This is a genomic window from Cyanobium sp. Aljojuca 7A6, from assembly GCF_024346455.1.
Lineage (GTDB): Bacteria > Cyanobacteriota > Cyanobacteriia > PCC-6307 > Cyanobiaceae > Cyanobium.
Window position 1 is genome coordinate 23,110 of record NZ_JAGQCY010000002.1, and the last position, 16,196, is coordinate 39,305.

17 protein-coding genes are annotated in these 16,196 nt (G+C 68.3%); 12 read left to right on the plus strand and 5 right to left on the minus strand.

Annotation, left to right across the window (positions count from 1 at the left end; translation table 11 throughout):
- The first annotated feature begins 10 nt into the window (after window positions 1–10).
- From KBY95_RS01885 to KBY95_RS01930, 10 genes are all read left to right on the plus strand, one after another.
- Window positions 11–319 (plus strand): TMEM165/GDT1 family protein, encoded by a 309-nt coding sequence (locus tag KBY95_RS01885; protein WP_254962993.1) that lies wholly within the window; start codon window positions 11–13, stop codon window positions 317–319.
- A gap of 145 nt (window positions 320–464) precedes the next feature.
- Entirely contained in the window at window positions 465–2,771 is a 2,307-nt protein-coding gene (locus KBY95_RS01890; protein WP_254962994.1) for an RNB domain-containing ribonuclease, read from the plus strand.
- A gap of 7 nt (window positions 2,772–2,778) precedes the next feature.
- Window positions 2,779–3,429 carry a flavin prenyltransferase UbiX gene (locus KBY95_RS01895; RefSeq protein WP_254962995.1) on the plus strand — a complete coding sequence of 217 codons (651 nt, stop codon included), beginning with the start codon at window positions 2,779–2,781 and terminating at the stop codon, window positions 3,427–3,429.
- Between the two features lie 11 nt (window positions 3,430–3,440).
- Window positions 3,441–3,959, plus strand: a complete 519-nt coding sequence (locus KBY95_RS01900) for a hypothetical protein (protein WP_254962996.1) — start codon at window positions 3,441–3,443, stop codon at window positions 3,957–3,959.
- A 77-nt stretch (window positions 3,960–4,036) separates the two neighbouring features.
- On the plus strand, window positions 4,037–4,501 hold the full coding sequence (locus KBY95_RS01905; protein ID WP_254962997.1) for a DUF2996 domain-containing protein: 465 nt from the start codon (window positions 4,037–4,039) through the stop codon (window positions 4,499–4,501).
- Window positions 4,502–4,605: 104 nt separating this feature from the next.
- Window positions 4,606–5,697 carry a magnesium-protoporphyrin IX monomethyl ester (oxidative) cyclase gene (gene acsF, locus KBY95_RS01910; RefSeq protein WP_254962998.1) on the plus strand — a complete coding sequence of 364 codons (1,092 nt, stop codon included), beginning with the start codon at window positions 4,606–4,608 and terminating at the stop codon, window positions 5,695–5,697.
- A gap of 40 nt (window positions 5,698–5,737) precedes the next feature.
- Window positions 5,738–7,198, plus strand: coding sequence for a TldD/PmbA family protein (locus KBY95_RS01915; RefSeq protein WP_396094866.1), 1,461 nt, complete (start codon window positions 5,738–5,740; stop codon window positions 7,196–7,198).
- A 2-nt stretch (window positions 7,199–7,200) separates the two neighbouring features.
- On the plus strand, window positions 7,201–8,598 hold the full coding sequence (locus KBY95_RS01920) for a TldD/PmbA family protein (RefSeq protein WP_254963000.1): 1,398 nt from the start codon (window positions 7,201–7,203) through the stop codon (window positions 8,596–8,598).
- A complete protein-coding gene (gene fmt, locus KBY95_RS01925) occupies window positions 8,595–9,626 on the plus strand; it encodes a methionyl-tRNA formyltransferase (RefSeq protein WP_254963001.1) in 1,032 nt (343 codons plus the stop codon). The genes KBY95_RS01920 and fmt overlap by 4 nt, the downstream gene beginning before the upstream one ends.
- A gap of 108 nt (window positions 9,627–9,734) precedes the next feature.
- Entirely contained in the window at window positions 9,735–9,932 is a 198-nt protein-coding gene (locus KBY95_RS01930; RefSeq protein ID WP_254963002.1) for a hypothetical protein, read from the plus strand.
- A 37-nt stretch (window positions 9,933–9,969) separates the two neighbouring features.
- On the opposite strand, the gene KBY95_RS01935 is transcribed toward KBY95_RS01930, so the two are convergent.
- The 4 genes from KBY95_RS01935 to KBY95_RS01950 form a co-directional block, all read right to left on the minus strand.
- The gene (locus KBY95_RS01935; protein ID WP_254963003.1) at window positions 9,970–10,179 is read right to left on the minus strand and encodes a hypothetical protein; all 210 of its coding nucleotides are present in this window, start codon (window positions 10,177–10,179) and stop codon (window positions 9,970–9,972) included.
- 89 nt (window positions 10,180–10,268) lie between these two features.
- Window positions 10,269–11,525 (minus strand): DEAD/DEAH box helicase, encoded by a 1,257-nt coding sequence (locus tag KBY95_RS01940; protein ID WP_254963263.1) that lies wholly within the window; start codon window positions 11,523–11,525, stop codon window positions 10,269–10,271.
- A 179-nt stretch (window positions 11,526–11,704) separates the two neighbouring features.
- Entirely contained in the window at window positions 11,705–12,052 is a 348-nt protein-coding gene (locus KBY95_RS01945; protein ID WP_254963004.1) for a DUF6464 family protein, read from the minus strand.
- A gap of 13 nt (window positions 12,053–12,065) precedes the next feature.
- Window positions 12,066–12,848: a TerC family protein gene (locus KBY95_RS01950; RefSeq protein ID WP_254963005.1), complete on the minus strand. Its 783-nt coding sequence runs from the start codon at window positions 12,846–12,848 to the stop codon at window positions 12,066–12,068.
- Between the two features lie 75 nt (window positions 12,849–12,923).
- On the opposite strand from KBY95_RS01950, the gene KBY95_RS01955 reads away from it, so the two are divergent.
- Window positions 12,924–13,703, plus strand: a complete 780-nt coding sequence (locus KBY95_RS01955; protein WP_254963006.1) for a hypothetical protein — start codon at window positions 12,924–12,926, stop codon at window positions 13,701–13,703.
- A 15-nt stretch (window positions 13,704–13,718) separates the two neighbouring features.
- On the opposite strand, the gene KBY95_RS01960 is transcribed toward KBY95_RS01955, so the two are convergent.
- On the minus strand, window positions 13,719–14,702 hold the full coding sequence (locus KBY95_RS01960; RefSeq protein WP_254963007.1) for a hypothetical protein: 984 nt from the start codon (window positions 14,700–14,702) through the stop codon (window positions 13,719–13,721).
- 422 nt (window positions 14,703–15,124) lie between these two features.
- Between KBY95_RS01960 and KBY95_RS01965 the strand changes: the two genes are divergently transcribed.
- Entirely contained in the window at window positions 15,125–16,141 is a 1,017-nt protein-coding gene (locus KBY95_RS01965; protein WP_254963008.1) for a hypothetical protein, read from the plus strand.
- Window positions 16,142–16,196 lie beyond the last annotated feature (55 nt).

Below are 16,196 nucleotides of genomic sequence, written 5' to 3' on the forward strand. Positions count from 1 at the left end.
GAAGCACGCCATGCCGTTCGCCCTGCTCGCTTCCACCTTCGCCACCGTCTTTCTGGCTGAGCTCGGCGACAAAACCCAGCTGGCCATCGTCAGCATCAGCGGCACCTCCAACCGGCCCGGGGCCGTCTTCGCCGGCAGTGCCGCGGCTTTGGTGCTGGCCAGTCTGGTGGGGGCGGCGGCGGGCGGTTCCCTCTCCAGCGTCATCCCCACCGATGGACTGCAGCTGGCCGCCGCCGCCGGCTTCCTGATCATCGGCACCCGCCTCATCCTCCGCTCCGGGGCCGAGACCGGCGAGGACTCCGACACCTCCGCTCCTTAGAGTCGCCGCATGACGTCCGCCGCGATGGTGTGCGCCGCCTCGGGCCATCCAGCCATCAGCGGGGCCGCCGAACCCCGTCGCGTTCCGGACCACCCTGGCCACCGCGCTGCCCAGGCAGCGCCATTCCCTGCGTACCCCCCATCCGATGAAGTTCACGGTCGCCGATCTGCTCGACCATCTCTCGACGACCGATGCGGTGGCCCTTGCCAAGCTGGAGAAGTCGCTGGGTCTGACCACCAAGTCCTGCAAGCAGCAGTTGCGCATCGGGTTGGAGGCCCTGCAGCGTCTGGGGTTGGTGGAGGAGGACAGCGAAGGCCTGCGCTCTTGCGAGACCCCCGAGCTGATCCCGGCCCGCCTGCGTTGCTCCAGCAAGGGCTTCTGTTTCGCCCTGCGGGAAGACGGCGGCGAGGACATCTACATCCGCGACCACCAGCTCAACCATGCCTGGAACGGTGACCGGGTTCTGGTCAAGATCACCCGTGAGGGGGGCCGGCGCCGATCTCCGGAAGGGGGAGTCCAGTGCATCCTCGAGCGCCATACCCCCAGCCTGCTGGCCCAGGTCGAACGTCAGGACGGGCAGCTGGTCGCCGTACCCCTCGACGACAGACTGCTGACCTCCGTGGCCTTGCCGGAGGACGATGTGGTCCACCTTGACCCGGCCGAGGAGGCGGTGGTGGAAGTGAAGATCGATCGGTTCCCCGTGGCCCAGTTCGGTCCGGCCGGCCATGTCGCCCGCAGCCTGCCGGTGCATGGCGGTGAGGCGGCCGACACCGATCTGCTGCTGGCCAAGCACCGCCTGCAGGAACGGCCGGCCTGCCCCCGCACGACCCTGAAGCAGCCGGTCGCCAAGGGCCGTGCCGATCTGACGGCGTTGCCGACCCTGCTGCTGGAGGCCTGGGACGGCGCTGAGGCCCCCAGCCTCCCAGCCGTGTCCCTTGAAGAACGGGAGGGGGGCTGGCGGCTGTGGGTGCACAGCCCCGCCATCGCCGAGCGGATCGGCCTGGGCAACAGCCTCGACTCCTGGCTGCGGGACCAGGGTGAGGCGATCTGTGTGGGACGCCGCTGGCTTCCCCTGCTGCCCCCGGCCCTGGCCAAGGCCAGCAGCTTCAGCCCCGGTGAAAGCCAGGCGGCCGTCTCGGTGGCCCTGGAGCTGGATGGGGAAGGGAACCTCGAGCATTTCCGCTTCAGCCTGAGCCAGATCACGCCGGCCGCCCGGGTTGACCGGGCGGCCCTGCAGGCCCTCGCCGAACGCAAGCCCAAGGCCCGCACCACCCCGGCGCCCCTCAAGGCCCTCAAGGATCACCTGCCCCTGCTGGAGCATCTGGTCCAGTTGAGTGGCCTGCTGCGCCAGCGGCGACTGGCGGCGGGTTCGATCGATCTCGATCTGCCGATGCCCGCGATCGACAGCCTGGGCGATCTTCAGGTGCCCGCGCCGGATGCGGCCCATCAGGGCTGGCTGGTGGAGCTGCCCGCTGAGGATCCGGTAGGGATCCTGCGGGAAGCCGTCCTGGTGGCGCACCGGGCCCTGGGCCGCCACCTGCTGGCCCTCGAACTGCCCGGCCTCTTCGCCCTCAACCCGGCCCCTGAAGCCACGGAGATCAATGACGTCGCCAAGGCGGCCCTGGCCCTGGACATCCCGATGGAGCTCAGCGCCGATGGCAATGCCAGCGCCGCCGAGCTGGCTGCGGTCTTCGCCGCCACCGACCGGGGCCGACCCCTGCAGCAGCAGCTGCGTGATGCCCTGAGGCCCGTGCAGCTGGCGGCCGAAGCCGGCGCCCACGCGGTGGCCGGTGAGGCGATCGCCCTGGCGCCCTGGTGCTGCCCAGGCCTGCATTACGCCGACCTATGGAATCAACAGGTGCTGGTGACCCTGCTGGTCGACGGCAAGGACCGGCCCAGCGTGCGCCACAAGATCAGCACCGACCTGGCCAGCGACACCTGCCATGGCAGCACCGACTGGCCCCTGCTGACCCAAACCCAGCTGGCCCCTTACCAGCAGGGCCTGGCCCATGGTCTGGCCCAGCGTCTCAACGGCCGCAGCCGCTTTCTGCAGGAACTGCAGTCCGATGCCCTGGCCCTGGCCCAGGCCCGCCACACGGAGCCCCTGGTGGGTCAGACCCTGCCTGGGGTGATCAGCGGCGTGCAGAGCTACGGCTTCTTCGTGGAGGTCCCCCTCTCCCAGGTGGAGGGCCTGGTGCACGTCAGCTCCCTCAAGGACGACTGGTACGAATACCGCTCCCGCCAGAACCGTCTGGTGGGTCGCAAATTCCGTCGCACCTACATGGTGGGGGATGCGGTGGATGTGGAAATTCAGAAGGTCGATGCCCTGCGCCATCAGATCGATCTGGCCGTGCTCCAGCCGGAGGGATTCGAGCAGGATGGTTCCGAGGCCACCAATGCCACCGACGCCGATGTCGATGGCGGCCCGGCACGTCCCGAGAGCGAGGGCTGAGCCACGGATGGTGCCGTCCTCGCTTCCCGTGGTGCTGGCGGTGTCCGGCGCCTCCGCCCAGCCGCTGGCCGAAAGGGCCCTGCAACTGCTCCTTGAGGACAACCAGTCGGTGGAAATGGTGACCAGCCGAGGCGCCATCGGCGTCTGGCAGGCGGAGATGGGCCTGCGGGTGCCATCGGAGCCCGACGCCCAGGAGCGCTTCTGGCGCGATCGCACCGGCTGCAACAGCGGCCGGCTGCACTGCCATCGCTGGAACGACCAGGCCGCCGCCATCGCGAGCGGCAGCTACCTCACCCGCGGCATGGTGATCCTGCCGGCCAGCATGGGAACGGTGGGGCGGATCGCCTCCGGGGTGGCCCTGGATCTGATCGAGCGTGCGGCCGATGTCCACCTCAAGGAAGCCCGGCCCCTGGTGATCGCGCCGCGGGAACTGCCCTGGAACCTCGTCCACCTGCGCAACCTCACCCGCCTGGCCGAAGCCGGAGCCCGCATTGCACCCCCGGTACCTGCCTGGTACCACCAGCCAACGACGATCGGTGAGATGGTGGATTTCCTGGTCATCCGCGTCTTCGACACCCTGGGCCTCCAGCTGGGTTCCCTGCAGCGCTGGCAGGGGCCTGTGGCCCGTTCTCCAGCGGACGAAGCCTCCACTCCCTGACGCTCCGGACCGTGTTGCACCGCCTGTTGCTGCTGCCCCTGCTGTCCCCCCTGCTGGTGACCGTCCTGGTGGCGGCCCTCAACCCGAGCCCTTCGGTGGCCCTGCGGTTGCTCACCTGGCAGACCGCTTCCCTTCCGATCGGCCTGTGGATGGCCATCGCCGCCGGGGGGGGCGCGGCCCTGAGCGCCAGCGCCACGGCCCTGGCCCTGCACCAGGGGGAGCGGACGCCCCTGCACCGCATCGTCCGCCGCCGCGAGGAGCGTCAGCGCCAGGCCTGGACGCCTCCCTGGGGCGACGACAGCGATGAGACGCCATCCTGGCCCGCCGCTGCAACGACCGTCCCCCCTGTCTCCCCAGCGCCCGCCGGCCCCAGCCGCGCTCCCGGAGAGCCGGCACCCACGGTTTCGGTGCCCTATCGGGTTCTGCACCGCCCCGAGGGCGAGGCGCCCAGGCCCTTCCGTCCCGAACCCGCGGCGGCCGTGGTCACCTCGGAGGGGGATTGGGGCGAGAGCGATGGCGAGGAGTGGTGACTCCCGTGTGCGCGCACACCTGCGTCCGGAGGACGCTGCCTAAAGTTCCCGCACCAACGCGTCCAGGGATCGCTCCGGTGACCGAGACCCCCAGCAACACACCCGACCCTGTCGCTGCAGCGCCGGAGGCGAAGAGTGCACCGCCGGAGGCGAAGACCGCCCCGCCGAAGCCGAAGCCTCCCGCCCCTGAAGACAAGCCCTTCGACGCCTTCGTGCCGGAACTGCTGTTGCCAGCCCTGACCAAGGAGATCGAGGCCTATGGCGGACCCTCCCCCGAACTGGTGTTTGAGCAGGGAGCCATGCCCGTGGTGGGGGCGGACTGCTGGATGGTCCAGGGCCGGCTTCCAGGCGAGCGGCGCTTCTGGCTCTGTTTCACCCAGTCGGACATCAGCTCCGCCAAGACCATTGCCCTGACGGAGGGGGGGGGGAGCCCCAGCCTGCTGGAGTCGTTCCTGATCGACGAGAAGAAGATGACCCTCCAGCTGCTGGTGTCCCGGCTCGTGCAACGGCTCAACGGCCAGAAGTGGCTCGGCCCCAACTGAGGTTCCGAACCCCCCGCTGGCTTCACATCCACGGCTTCACATCCGGGCCGATGGCCGGGATCGATGCCTACGATGGCGGCCGAGCTCTCTGAACGTCCAGCGCGATGGTGCCTCCCACCACCCAAGCCCCCACCGCCCCCCGGGTGGGCACCCCTGATGCCCCGGCCATCAAGGACCCGGTGAAGGACACAATCCTCACCCCTCGCTTCTACACCACGGATTTCGACGCCATGGCGGCGATGGATCTGAGGCCCAACGAAGTGGAGCTGGAGGCCATCTGCGAGGAGTTCCGCAAGGACTACAACCGCCACCACTTCGTCCGTGACGCCCAGTTCGAAGGTGCCGCCGACAAGCTTGACCCGGAGACGCGCCGGGTGTTCGTCGAGTTCCTGGAGCAGAGCTGCACCTCGGAATTCTCCGGTTTCCTGCTCTACAAAGAACTCAGCCGTCGCATCAAGGAGCGCAACCCCCTGCTGGCGGAATGCTTCGCCCACATGGCTCGCGATGAGGCCCGCCACGCCGGCTTCCTCAACAAGTCCATGGCCGACTTCGGCCTCCAGCTTGATCTGGGTTTCCTGACGGCCACCAAGGCTTACACCCACTTCCAGCCCAAGTTCATCTTCTACGCCACCTACCTCTCCGAGAAGATCGGGTATTGGCGCTACATCGCCATCTACCGCCATCTGGAGCAGCACCCCGAAAGCAAGATCTTCCCGATCTTCAACTTCTTCGAGAACTGGTGTCAGGACGAGAACCGCCACGGCGATTTCTTCGACGCTCTGATGAAGGCCCAGCCGGACACGGTGCGTGGTTTCACGGCCCGCCTCTGGTGCCGCTTCTTCCTGCTGGCCGTGTTCGCCACCATGTACGTGCGCGACGTGGCCCGCAAAGAGTTCTATGAGGCCCTCGGCCTTGATGCGCGCACCTACGACAAGTACGTGATCGCCAAGACCAACGAAACCTCCGCCCGGGTGTTCCCCGTGGTGCTCAACGTGGAGCATCCCGAGTTCTACGAGCGGCTGGAGAAGCTGGTGCAGAACAACGCGGCCCTGGATCGGGCCGACCGTTCCGGCGGCCCTGCTCCAGTGCGGGCCCTGCGCAAACTGCCCCACTGGATCGGCAACGGTGTCCAGATGGCCCGCCTGTTCCTGATGGCGCCGATCCGCAGCGAGCGCTTCCAGCCCGCCGTGCGTTGAGCTGAACCGCCAGAATCGGTCCAGTTCTACTTTTTGCCGCTTGGTCGTCTCCCCTCCCACCGGCACCGTTGCCCCCACCGATCGATCCGTTTCCCCTGCGGCCCTCGGAGATCCAGCCTGGCGTTCCGTGCTGGAACCCCTCCTGGCCGGTGGCCGATCGGCAGGGGCCGACCTTGTGGAGGTGTTCCTGGAGCGCTCCGACCACCTCGGCATGCTCGCCGAGCAGGACGTCATCACCAGCGTCAGCCCCGCTTTTGGCGCCGGAGCAGGTCTGCGGGTGTTTCTTGGCGATCGCGATGGCTTCGTCTCCACCAATGATCTGAGCACCGCCGGCCTGCGGGCCGCCCTCGAGCAGGCCCTCGGCATGCTGGGTCTGGTGTTGCCGCTTCAGGCTGGTGGACGTTTCGACGGCCTGCCGGAACTGCGGGACTTCGCCGCCGCCAAGGAAGGCTGGCTGCCGTCCTGCCCTTCCCTGGCTGAAGCCACGAGCCGTCTGCTGGAGGGCACCGACCGGCTCCAGGCCCACGGCCAGCACCTGCAGGTGCGCCGGGGCAGCTATGCCCGCGACTGGCAGGAGGTGCTGGTGGCCGCCAGTGACGGCACCTTCGCCCGCGACGTGCGCCTGCACCAGTCGGTGGGTCTGAACGTCCTGGCCGCCGACGGTGACCACCGGGCCAGCCTGGGGAGGCGCTACGGCACCTCCGACAGCCCCGACGACCTGCGCCAGTGGGATGCGGAGGCCGCCGCCGTCGATGTCTGCTCCAGCGCCGGCACCATGCTGCGGGCCGACTACGTCGAGGCCGGCCAGTTCCCCGTTGTGCTGGCCAACCGTTTCGGCGGCGTGATCTTCCACGAAGCCTGCGGCCACCTGCTGGAAACCACCCAGGTGGAGCGGGCCACCACCCCCTTCGCCGACATGGTGGGCCAGCCCATCGCCCACCCCTCCCTCACCGCCATCGACGAGGGCCACACCGCCGGCGCCTTCGGCTCCCTGGCGATGGACGACGAGGGCATGGAACCCCAGCGCACGGTGCTGATCGAGAACGGCATCCTGCAGCGCTTCCTCAGCGACCGGGCCGGCGAACGCCGCACCGGTCACCCCCGCACCGGCAGTGGCCGGCGCCAGAGCCATGCCTTCGCCGCCGCCAGCCGCATGCGCAACACCTTCATCGCCGCTGGTCCCCACACCCCGGAGCAGCTGATCGCCTCCGTCGACCGGGGGCTCTACTGCAAGTCGATGGGCGGTGGCAGTGTCGGGCCCACGGGCCAGTTCAACTTCGCCGTTGAGGAGGGCTACCTGATCGAAAACGGCAGCCTCACCCGGCCGGTGAAGGGCGCCACCCTGATTGGTGACGCCAAGGAGGTGATGCCCAGAATCTCGATGTGTGCCAACGACCTCGAACTGGCCGCTGGCTTCTGCGGCTCGGTCAGCGGCAGCATCTTCGTCACCGTGGGCCAGCCCCACATCAAGGTCGACACCATCACCGTGGGAGGACGCTGAGCATGGCCAGCAACGAATCTCTCACCACCAGCCTCGATGCCGAGGTGCTGCGCCAACGGCTCGCCAGCCTGGCCCTCACCGAGGGTGTCCGTCGCTGGGACCTGGGCGCCTCCTGCAGCACCGACACCTCCGTGCAGGTCGACCGCGGCGAGGCCAAGCAGATGAAGGGCGCCCAGCGCAGCGCCATCACCCTGCGGGTCTGGAACGATGACGGTCTGGTGGGCATCACCAGCACCTCCGACCTCTCCGATGCCGGCCTGGCCAGGGCCCTGGCCGGCGCCCGCGACGCCAGTGCCTACGGCAACGTCGATGAGATCCCTGATTTCTCCCCCCTGGCCACGGCCCCGCTGCCGGTGCTGCAGCAGCCCCTCAGCACCCCGCTGAGCATCCTCACCCTGCTCGACACCCTGCGGGACGCGGAGCGCGACCTGCTTGGCCGCCATCCCGCCATCGGCACGGTTCCCTACAACGGCCTGGCCCAGCGCAGCAGCGACCGTCTCTACATCAACAGTGACGGGGCCTGCCGCCAGCAGCGCCTCAGTACAGCCTCCCTCTATCTCTATGCCCGGGCCGAGGAGGCGGGCCGCAAGCCCCGCAGCAGCGGCGCGGTGCGGCTGGCCTATGGCGCCGCCGACCTTGATGTGGCCGGCTGCGTGCAGGAGGCGGCGGAGCGCACCATCGCCCACCTCGATTACGCCCCCATCGCCACAGGCCGTTACACCTGCGTCTTCAGCCCCGAGGCCTTCCTCGATCTGATCGGCGCCTTCAGCAGCCTGTTCAACGCTCGCGCCGTGCTGGATGGCGTCAGCCTCAGCCGACGCGAGTCCCTCGGCGAGCAGTTGGCCGTGCCCTTCCTCTCTCTGCACGACAACGGCCTGAACCCGGCCAATGTGGGCGCGGCTGCCTTCGACGGGGAGGGCACCCCCACCCGTCGGCTCGCGCTGCTGGAGGGAGGAGTGCTGCGCCACTTCCTCCATTCCGAGGCCACGGCACGGGCCTTCGGAGTGTCCCCCACCGGCCATGCGGGCCTCGGGGCCAAGGTCTCGGTGGGCCCCGACTGGTTCGAGATCGGCCCCACCCCCGGCAGCGGCGGCGGTGCCCCCGGCCTGGATCGCTTCGCGCCCGGCGCCAGCGGCGATGATCGCGGTCTGGTGGTGATCGATTCCCTCTCGGCCCTCCATGCCGGGGTCAAGGCCAGCCAGGGCTCCTTCTCCCTTCCCTTCGACGGCTGGCTGGTGCAGAACGGTGCCTCGCGCTCCATCGAAGCGGCCACCGTGGCCGGCGACATCCGCACCCTGCTCAACGCCATCCTCGGCTTCGAGGGTCCGGCCAAGGTGACTCCCGACGGCCTCTGCCCCCACGTCTGGGTGGAGGGTCTCTCGATCACCGGCGACGCTTGAGGATTCTCTTCTGGGGCACCCCGGCCTACGCCGTGGCCAGCCTGGATGCGCTTCAGCAGGCCGGCCATGAACTGGTAGGCGTGGTCAGCCAGCCCGACCGCCGCCGCGGCCGGGGCAAGTCCCTGGTGGCCTCGGCCGTCAAGCAGCGGGCCCTGGAGCTGGGCCTGCCGGTGTTCACCCCCGAGCGCATCCGCCGTGATCTGGCCTGCCAGCAGGCGCTGGCGGCCCTGGGGGCCGACGTCTCGGTGGTGGTGGCCTTCGGTCAGATCCTGCCGCCGGCCGTGCTGGCCAAGCCACCCTTTGGCTGCTGGAACGGCCATGGCTCCCTGTTGCCCCGCTGGCGGGGTGCCGCACCGATCCAGTGGGCCCTGCTGGAGGGAGACGCCGATACCGGCGTCGGCATCATGGCCATGGAGGAGGGCCTCGACACCGGCCCTGTGCTGCTGGAGCGGCGTCTGCCCATTCCCCTGCTGCAGAACGCCGGCCAGCTGGGCGAGCGGCTGGCCCAGCTCACCGCCGACTTGCTGGTGGAGGCCCTGCCGCGGATCCAGGCGGCCGGTCCCGGACCGGAGGCGGAGCGCCTTGACCGTCTGGGTGTGCGCCCCCAGGACGCTGGCGCCACCCATGCGCGCCAACTGACCAAGGAGGACACCCTGGTGCGCTGGGACGCCACCGGCCTGGCCATTCATCGCCGGGTGATGGGGCTCTTCCCCCAGGCGTCCTGCCCCTGGGGGGCCGAGCGGCTGAAGCTGCTCGCCACCGAACCCCTGGTGGGCCGCCTGGCCGACCAGCTCACGCCGGTGGGCGCGGCCCTGGCGGCCCGCTGGAGCGGGGAGGCCACGCCACCGGTGGCCCCAGGCACCGTGCTCGAGCTGGTGGAGGGGGAGGGACTGGTGCTGGCCAGCGGCGGCTGCCCCGTGCTGCTGCGCCAGGCCCAGCTGCCTGGCCGTCGAGCCAGTGAGGGGCAGGCCCTGATCCAGCAGCTCGGACTGGTTCCAGGCGAACTGATCGGTGTAAATACCCCCTGAACCACCCTTTCCGCAAGGGTTGTTGACGTTTTGTTCCCTTAGGGGCGTCTCAGGGTTGGACGTGTGCTGGAGGCATTAGACCAAAAACAATCAACGGGTGCGGATGTCATGGCCACTGAACTTTCCTTTGTCAACAGCACCGGCTCGGGGTGCCAGATCTTCCGGGACCGGCTGGGCTGCTACGTGGTGAGCCATGAACTCCGCCCCGGCCAGCGGGCGATACGTCCGACCCTGGCCGGGGCCTATGCCGCTTGCCAGGGATGGGAGCCACGCTCCCAGTCGGAGGCGGCAAGCGGAGTTGGTTGAGACAGGGGTGGGCGGGACATCCGCCCGAAGGGCCAGCTCAGCCTGCACCCCCGCTGCTGGAGGTGAGCTCTTCGGGCTGGCTGCGATGCAGTTCGTGCAGGCCTTCAAGCTGGTTGTGGACGGCGACCAGCTGATCGCGGATGTGGCGGCTGTTCTCGATGCGCTCCAGGGAGAGGAGCATGCCCTCAATCTGAGCCTTGCAGTCGATCAGCACGCGGCACTGGGTGGATCCGGGTTCGTAGGGCATGACGGAAAGAGGCAGATCCTCAGTTCACCGTAGGGCGGCAGCGGAGGTTGTCACAACCACTGCCGTTCCCCCGGCAAGGGTGCGGCTGTTCAGCGGGATCCCGTGCGGCGCCGGCCCCGGTCATGGCCCTGGCCCTGGCGCGGTCCCTGGCTCCTGCGGCCCCGGCCGCCGCTGAGATCCAGCGGTGGGGCGGAGAGCACGGTGGGCTCGAAGCCCGACACCTCCTGGCGGGGCAGCGGGGAGCCGACCAGGCGCTCGATGGCCCGCAGCAGCTCGTGCTCCTCGGCTGCCACCAGGGAAATGGCATGGCCGTTCTGGCCTGCTCGGCCGGTGCGGCCGATGCGGTGCACATAGTCCTCGGCCACGTTGGGCAGGTCGAGGTTGACCACGTGCGGCAGTTGGTGGATGTCGATGCCACGGGCAGCGATGTCGGTGGCGACCAACACCCGCACCTCGCCGCTCTTGAACTCCGCCAGCGCCCGGGTGCGTGCCCCCTGGCTCTTGTTGCCGTGGATCGCTGCCGCCCCCAGGCCCTCCTTCTCGAGCCGCTCCGCCAGTCGGTTGGCGCCGTGTTTGGTGCGGGAGAACACCAGCACCTGGCGCCAGTCATTGCTGCGAATCAGATGGCTGAGCAGATCCCCTTTGCGGTCCATGTCACAGGGATGGATCACCTGGTCGACCAGGGGGGTGGCCTGGTTCTCCGGGCTGGCCTGCAGCTGCACCGGCTGGTGCAGCAGGCCGGTCGCCAGGCGCCGGATCTCGCTGGAGAAGGTGGCGGAGAAGAGCAGGTTCTGGCGCTTCGGCGGCAGCAGGGACAGGATCCGGCGGATGTCACGGATGAAGCCCATGTCGAGCATCCGGTCGGCCTCATCCAGCACCAGAATCTCGACCCGGTCGAGCCGCAGGGCGTTCTGCTGATGCAGGTCCATCAGCCGGCCGGGGGTGGCCACCAGCACGTCGGCGCCTTTGCGCAGCCGCTGCATCTGGGGGTTGGCACTCACCCCCCCGAAGACGACATCGGAGCGCAGATCCAGGTACCGGCCGTAGGCGGTGACGCTTTCGGCCACCTGGGCGGCCAGCTCCCGGGTGGGGGTCAGCACCAGCGCCCGCACCACACCCGCCCGGGCGTGGGGGCCGTGGCGCAGTCGCTCCAGCATCGGCAGGGTGAATCCGGCCGTTTTGCCTGTGCCCGTCTGGGCAGCGGCCATCACGTCGTGGCCCTCCAGCACCGCCGGGATGCACTGCAGCTGGATCGGCGAGGGGCTGCTGTAGCCCTTGGCGGCCACAGCCTTGAGGATCGGCTCCGAAAGGCCCAGCACAGCAAAATCCGTCGCCAGGCCAGCCACCGGCGGATTCAGTCCCGTGGCGGTGTGGCTGGGGGTGAGCGGATCAGGGGCGGGGGCGGAGCCGTTGCCGCTGGATCGGCTCCGGATGACCTTGGCCTCGGGCCTGGAGGAAGGGGCGGTGATCGGGCGCGAAAACGGAGTTGAGCCCCAGCCTAGGACCGGTGGGTGGAGCGGCCGCCTCAGCAGGGGGTGCGGTGGCTGCACCGCTCGCAGGGTCCCTCGGGCAGCACGGCGCAACGCAGCAGTGGGCTGCGGGCGTTGAAGCGGCAGTGGGGGTCGCCGATCACCCAGCGCCCGTCCCACCAGAGGGCGTCGGCCGGTTGCTGCTGGGACTTGACCTGCAGCGCCACGGCCGCCAGTTCGTAGCGGCCCTGCCGCAGTCGGTAACGGTGGCGTCGCTGCAGCACCAGGAAGCTGCGATCGCCAGTGGTCAGCCAGCGGCCGGGATGGGGGACATCGCCGAGGTTGTCGATCTCCAGGCTGGTGATCAGCTGGTCCGAGTCGATCTGGCGCAGTTCGATCCGCATGGTTCGGTGGCCCTCAGGCGTCGCCGCCGCCCTGCTCGGGCAGGGGGGCGGGAGCCATGCGCAGGGAGAAGCCCCAGGCGAACAGGGCCGCCACCACCAGCAGCAGGGCCCATTCCGGCACCTCCACCGCCGGCAGCAGCAGGCGCAGCAGCAGCCGCAGGCCCACCAGACCCACTGCCAGATAGCCGGCGGTTTCCAGATGGGGGAAGATTTCCAGCCAGCGCAGGAACAATTCGGCGGTCAGTCGCAGGGCGATGATGCCGATCACGCCTCCCGCCATCACCAGGGGGAGTCGGTCGGTGACCGCCACCGCCGCAGAGACGCTGTCGAGCGAGAAGGCCAGATCGGTGAGGGCCAGGGTGGCCACGATCGAACCCAGGGAGGCGCCGTGGTGGGGATGGCCGGGATCGTGGGGTTGGGAGCCCGGGGCCTGGGCGGAGAGGCTCATTTCCACCTCGACGTCCTTGGCCTCGTCCTGACCCAGCAGATGGCGCCCGCAGAGCCAGAGCAGATAGGCCGATGCCAGCAGCTGCAGGGGCCAGAAATTGAGCACGTAGCTGGCCAGGGCGATCAGAGCCAGCCGAAATACCAGAGCCAGCACCAGGCCGAGGTTCAGGGCCTGGCGTTGCCGTGCCGGATCGTGCAGCCTCCGGGAGATGGCGGCCAGGGCAATGGCGTTGTCGGCGGAGAGCACCGCCTCAAGCCCCACCAGCAGCGGCAACAGCAGCAGCACCTCACCCCATTGGTCCGCCTGCTGCAGCAGGGGCGTGAGGCTCTCCACCGTTTCCACTTCCATTCCTGGCGTTCGCTCGGCCCTGGCGCCTTCAAAAAAGCACTCTAGAAAGATCGCTGGCCCCTCCTCACACTTCCCATGCAACTTCAGGTCCAGTTGCTGCGCTGCGAGGTCGGCCGCCGCGTCGTGCTGGTCTCGGCCCGCGAAGGGGAACGCTTCCTGGGCAGCGCCCTTGGGGAGGCGGGCGATGCCGAGGAAGCGGAGGACCGGGCCAGGGCCCGCCTTCTGGCCAGCCTGCAGAGCCCCAGCACCCTTCGCGCACCGCGGCAGGCTCCGGACCAGCCCTCCAGGCCATCGCCACCGCCGGCCCCTGAGCCCGTAACGCCGGCAGCTCCGCCTGAGCCCCAGAACCCGCCACAACAGGAGACAAGGCCGGAGTCACAACCCCCGCCAGAGCCCCAGCCCTCTGCAGAGCCCCAGCCCGCACCGGAGGATCCCCAGGACTGGAGTGCTGAACTCACCCACCTGGATTTGCAGATGCGCCGGCTGGGATGGGACAGGGAGCGGGAAGCCCTCTATCTGCAGCGATCCTTTGGCCACCCCAGCCGGGACCGCATCACCGTTTACGCCGATCTGATCGCTTACCTGCAGGCGATTGAGGTCCTTGAGCCTGGATGTGATCCCGCCGCGGTGGCTGTTCCGCTGCGCCGGACCGACCTGCTTGACCAGTGCAACCTGCTCCTGCAGCAATTGGGCTGGGATGGCAGCAGGGGTCGCAGCTTTCTGGAGAAGCATCTGGGCGTGAGCAGCCGGCAGCAGCTCAAGGACGCTGATCTGCTGCGCTTCAACATGCTTCTGGAGGAGGAAACCCTGCTGGGCGGCGCCGATGGGCCAGCGGACTCCGGCTCCCCCGACTGAATCCCTAGCGCAGGATCAGGAGAGTTCCAGCGACTGCTTCTGCTCCCCCCCTTCCACACTGAGCTGGTGGAAATAGGCCATGTCGGCGGGGAGTGCTCGCGAAGGCCCCTGCGCCACCTTGATCGGCGCTGGTCGGGCGGTCAGGGCGTCGGGATGCAGCCTTCGCTGGGCCAGGGCCTCCAGTGCCTCCCTCTCCTGCAACTGCTGCCGCCGTTGTCTGACGCTGAGGTGCTGCCGGCGCCGCCGGAGGACCCTGGCTCTGGAGAGATCCCAGTGCATCTGGGCTTCCCGCAGCAGGGACAGATCGCAGGCTTGGCGCTGGCTGCCGGCTGCGAAGGCCAGGGCGTACACCGTGGCGAGCAGCAACACACGGAGCGTGCGCTGGAGGATCGCCCAGAGGCCCGGATTCCAGGGCGAATGAACGACATCCCTGGAGCTCTTGATGGACTCTTTCAGTCGCTCGGAGAGCATCGATTTCAGCTCCGGCAGGGACTGGCTCTGCTCCGTCAACTGGAGCCCCGGTCCCTGGAGGGTCGTGATTCTCTGCTGAAGGTCGGCCACTGAGCTGGCACCATCAATGGCGCGCTGGAAGTCCTTGGCGCGCTCGATCGCCACCTGCATGGCGCTGCTCTGGCTGCGGGCCACCAGCCCCAGGCCCTGAAAGGCGGACGCGGCCTGCAGGGGGAGCAGCAGCAGGAAACCGATGACCGCTCCGACGGCCCAACGGGCGATCGCATCGCGGCGGCCCTGGACCCGGATGTCGTCTGGCTCCAGATAGGCCACCAGATGCACCAGGCCCAGGCCCAGCAGAGCGAGCGGGGCGCTGTCGAGGAGGGCGCTGATCAGGGTGACCAGCCAGGCCGGTTGCAGGAACGCCAGCGGCAGAATCGTGTTCAGCACCGTCACCCCATAGGTGGCAAAAAGGGCCAGGGCGATCAGGGAAAGGAAATCGGAGGTGTTGACACGGCGCAGGCCATGTCCCGGGTCATGCAGGTTCATCGGGGGGTGCGAAACCCAGCTGGATCCAATGCTCAATATTGTGCCCATGCTGTGGGCATCTGTGCAGAAATTTGTGGGGTTGCTGCTGGGAACTCGCGAAGGATAGGCCTGTGCCGTGAATGGAAGGCGGCCCAGGTATCCCTGAAAGCCATAGGACGAAGTGTTAGACTCACGGGGTGCCATTGATTCTGCAAAAATCCAGAATGCTGCCTGAAAGAAGAGGAAGTTCCTAATTCCTCTCCGGTCAAGTCCTCTGAGTCAATCGAATGATTCCGGTGAGCGTTCAATCACGTCCCATGCAACGCGAAATGATCCGAAGTCCCCTCAGCGCTGCCGCTGGAGACTCGTTCCTTCTGTCATGTCGCTCCCCGAATTGGGCCACTCTTCACGGTTTCGCCTGTGGCTTCGGCATCTCCATCCTGATGCTGCTGGAGGCTTCCCAGCCGGCCCGGGCCAACGTTGCCCAGGCCGATGGGCTCAACCTGGGCTGCGCCGCGGGCTTCGGCCTGGTGAACATCAGCTCCCGCAACGTTCAGTCCACCCTGGGCACCAGTACCGGCTCACCGAACCAACTCCAAGGGGGGAGCACGGTGTCGGTGCCGGCGAGCTGCAGCGTTGCCCCAGCGGCGCCTGCCCAACCAGGCAACGGCTCGGCACTGGTGGGCGGCAATGTCAGGCTCAATGCTGGTTCGGTCACGGCCAATCAGATCTTCCGATCCCAATCCGCCACAGTCACCAACGGTCCCGGCACGACAGTGGTCAGCAACGCCTGGACCGTCCAGGCCGAAGCGGACGCCCTGGCGGTGGCCAACTACATCAGTGGCATCAACGCCTCCAATTGCACCGTGGCGCTCAGCTCCTGCAAGTTCAATGAGGCGGTCAATCTCTCCGGCAGCCTGACGCTCACCGGAGCGCGGTCCGTTGCCGGAGGAATCAATTACTACGACGTCAGCAACGTTGGCCGAAATGTTGACCTCAACTTTGTGGGATCAGGGCGTGACTATTTTGTCTTTAACATGCCCACCAGCCTGACGACCAACCAGGACTGGACGCTGCAAGGCGACGTGTATCCGGCCAAGATCATCTTCAACTTCGCTCGGCCCGGGTCGAATCTCAGTCTGACGGGATCCGATGTCTTCGGTACCTTCCTGCTGACGGGAGGGGGCACGGCAACCCTCAATCGCTCCGGCAATGGGAACCCATCCACCATCACCGGATCCCTGATCGTCATCAACAACGGATCCGCGCTGAGATTTGGATCCACGAACGGCTCCAATCGCGTCAATGCCGTCATCAATGGCAGGCCTTTCAACCCCACAGCGCTGCGCAGCGTTCCCGTCCCGGGTCCCCTTCCCCTGCTGGGTGGTGCCATGGCGATCGGCTGGAGCCGAAGGATCCGTCGGCGCTTGAAACAGGCCCAGCAGGTCCCTGGGCGCTGAGCCCGTTTCATCTGGCGACAATGGTCAGCCGCCGTCCGGCTTCGGCTGCCAGCCC

Bases quoted from the DNA above. Each gene is read 5' to 3' on its own strand.
- KBY95_RS01885 (WP_254962993.1), top strand. From the start codon at position 11: ATGCCGTTCGCCCTGCTCGCTTCCACCTTCGCCACCGTCTTTCTGGCT.
- KBY95_RS01890 (WP_254962994.1), top strand. From the start codon at position 465: ATGAAGTTCACGGTCGCCGATCTGCTCGACCATCTCTCGACGACCGAT.
- KBY95_RS01895 (WP_254962995.1), top strand. From the start codon at position 2,779: ATGGTGCCGTCCTCGCTTCCCGTGGTGCTGGCGGTGTCCGGCGCCTCC.
- acsF (WP_254962998.1), top strand. From the start codon at position 4,606: ATGGTGCCTCCCACCACCCAAGCCCCCACCGCCCCCCGGGTGGGCACC.
- KBY95_RS01920 (WP_254963000.1), top strand. From the start codon at position 7,201: ATGGCCAGCAACGAATCTCTCACCACCAGCCTCGATGCCGAGGTGCTG.
- KBY95_RS01930 (WP_254963002.1), top strand. From the start codon at position 9,735: ATGGCCACTGAACTTTCCTTTGTCAACAGCACCGGCTCGGGGTGCCAG.
- KBY95_RS01935 (WP_254963003.1), bottom strand. From the start codon at position 10,179: ATGCCCTACGAACCCGGATCCACCCAGTGCCGCGTGCTGATCGACTGC.
- KBY95_RS01945 (WP_254963004.1), bottom strand. From the start codon at position 12,052: ATGCGGATCGAACTGCGCCAGATCGACTCGGACCAGCTGATCACCAGC.
- KBY95_RS01950 (WP_254963005.1), bottom strand. From the start codon at position 12,848: ATGGAAGTGGAAACGGTGGAGAGCCTCACGCCCCTGCTGCAGCAGGCG.
- KBY95_RS01955 (WP_254963006.1), top strand. From the start codon at position 12,924: ATGCAACTTCAGGTCCAGTTGCTGCGCTGCGAGGTCGGCCGCCGCGTC.
- KBY95_RS01960 (WP_254963007.1), bottom strand. From the start codon at position 14,702: ATGAACCTGCATGACCCGGGACATGGCCTGCGCCGTGTCAACACCTCC.
- KBY95_RS01965 (WP_254963008.1), top strand. From the start codon at position 15,125: ATGCTGCTGGAGGCTTCCCAGCCGGCCCGGGCCAACGTTGCCCAGGCC.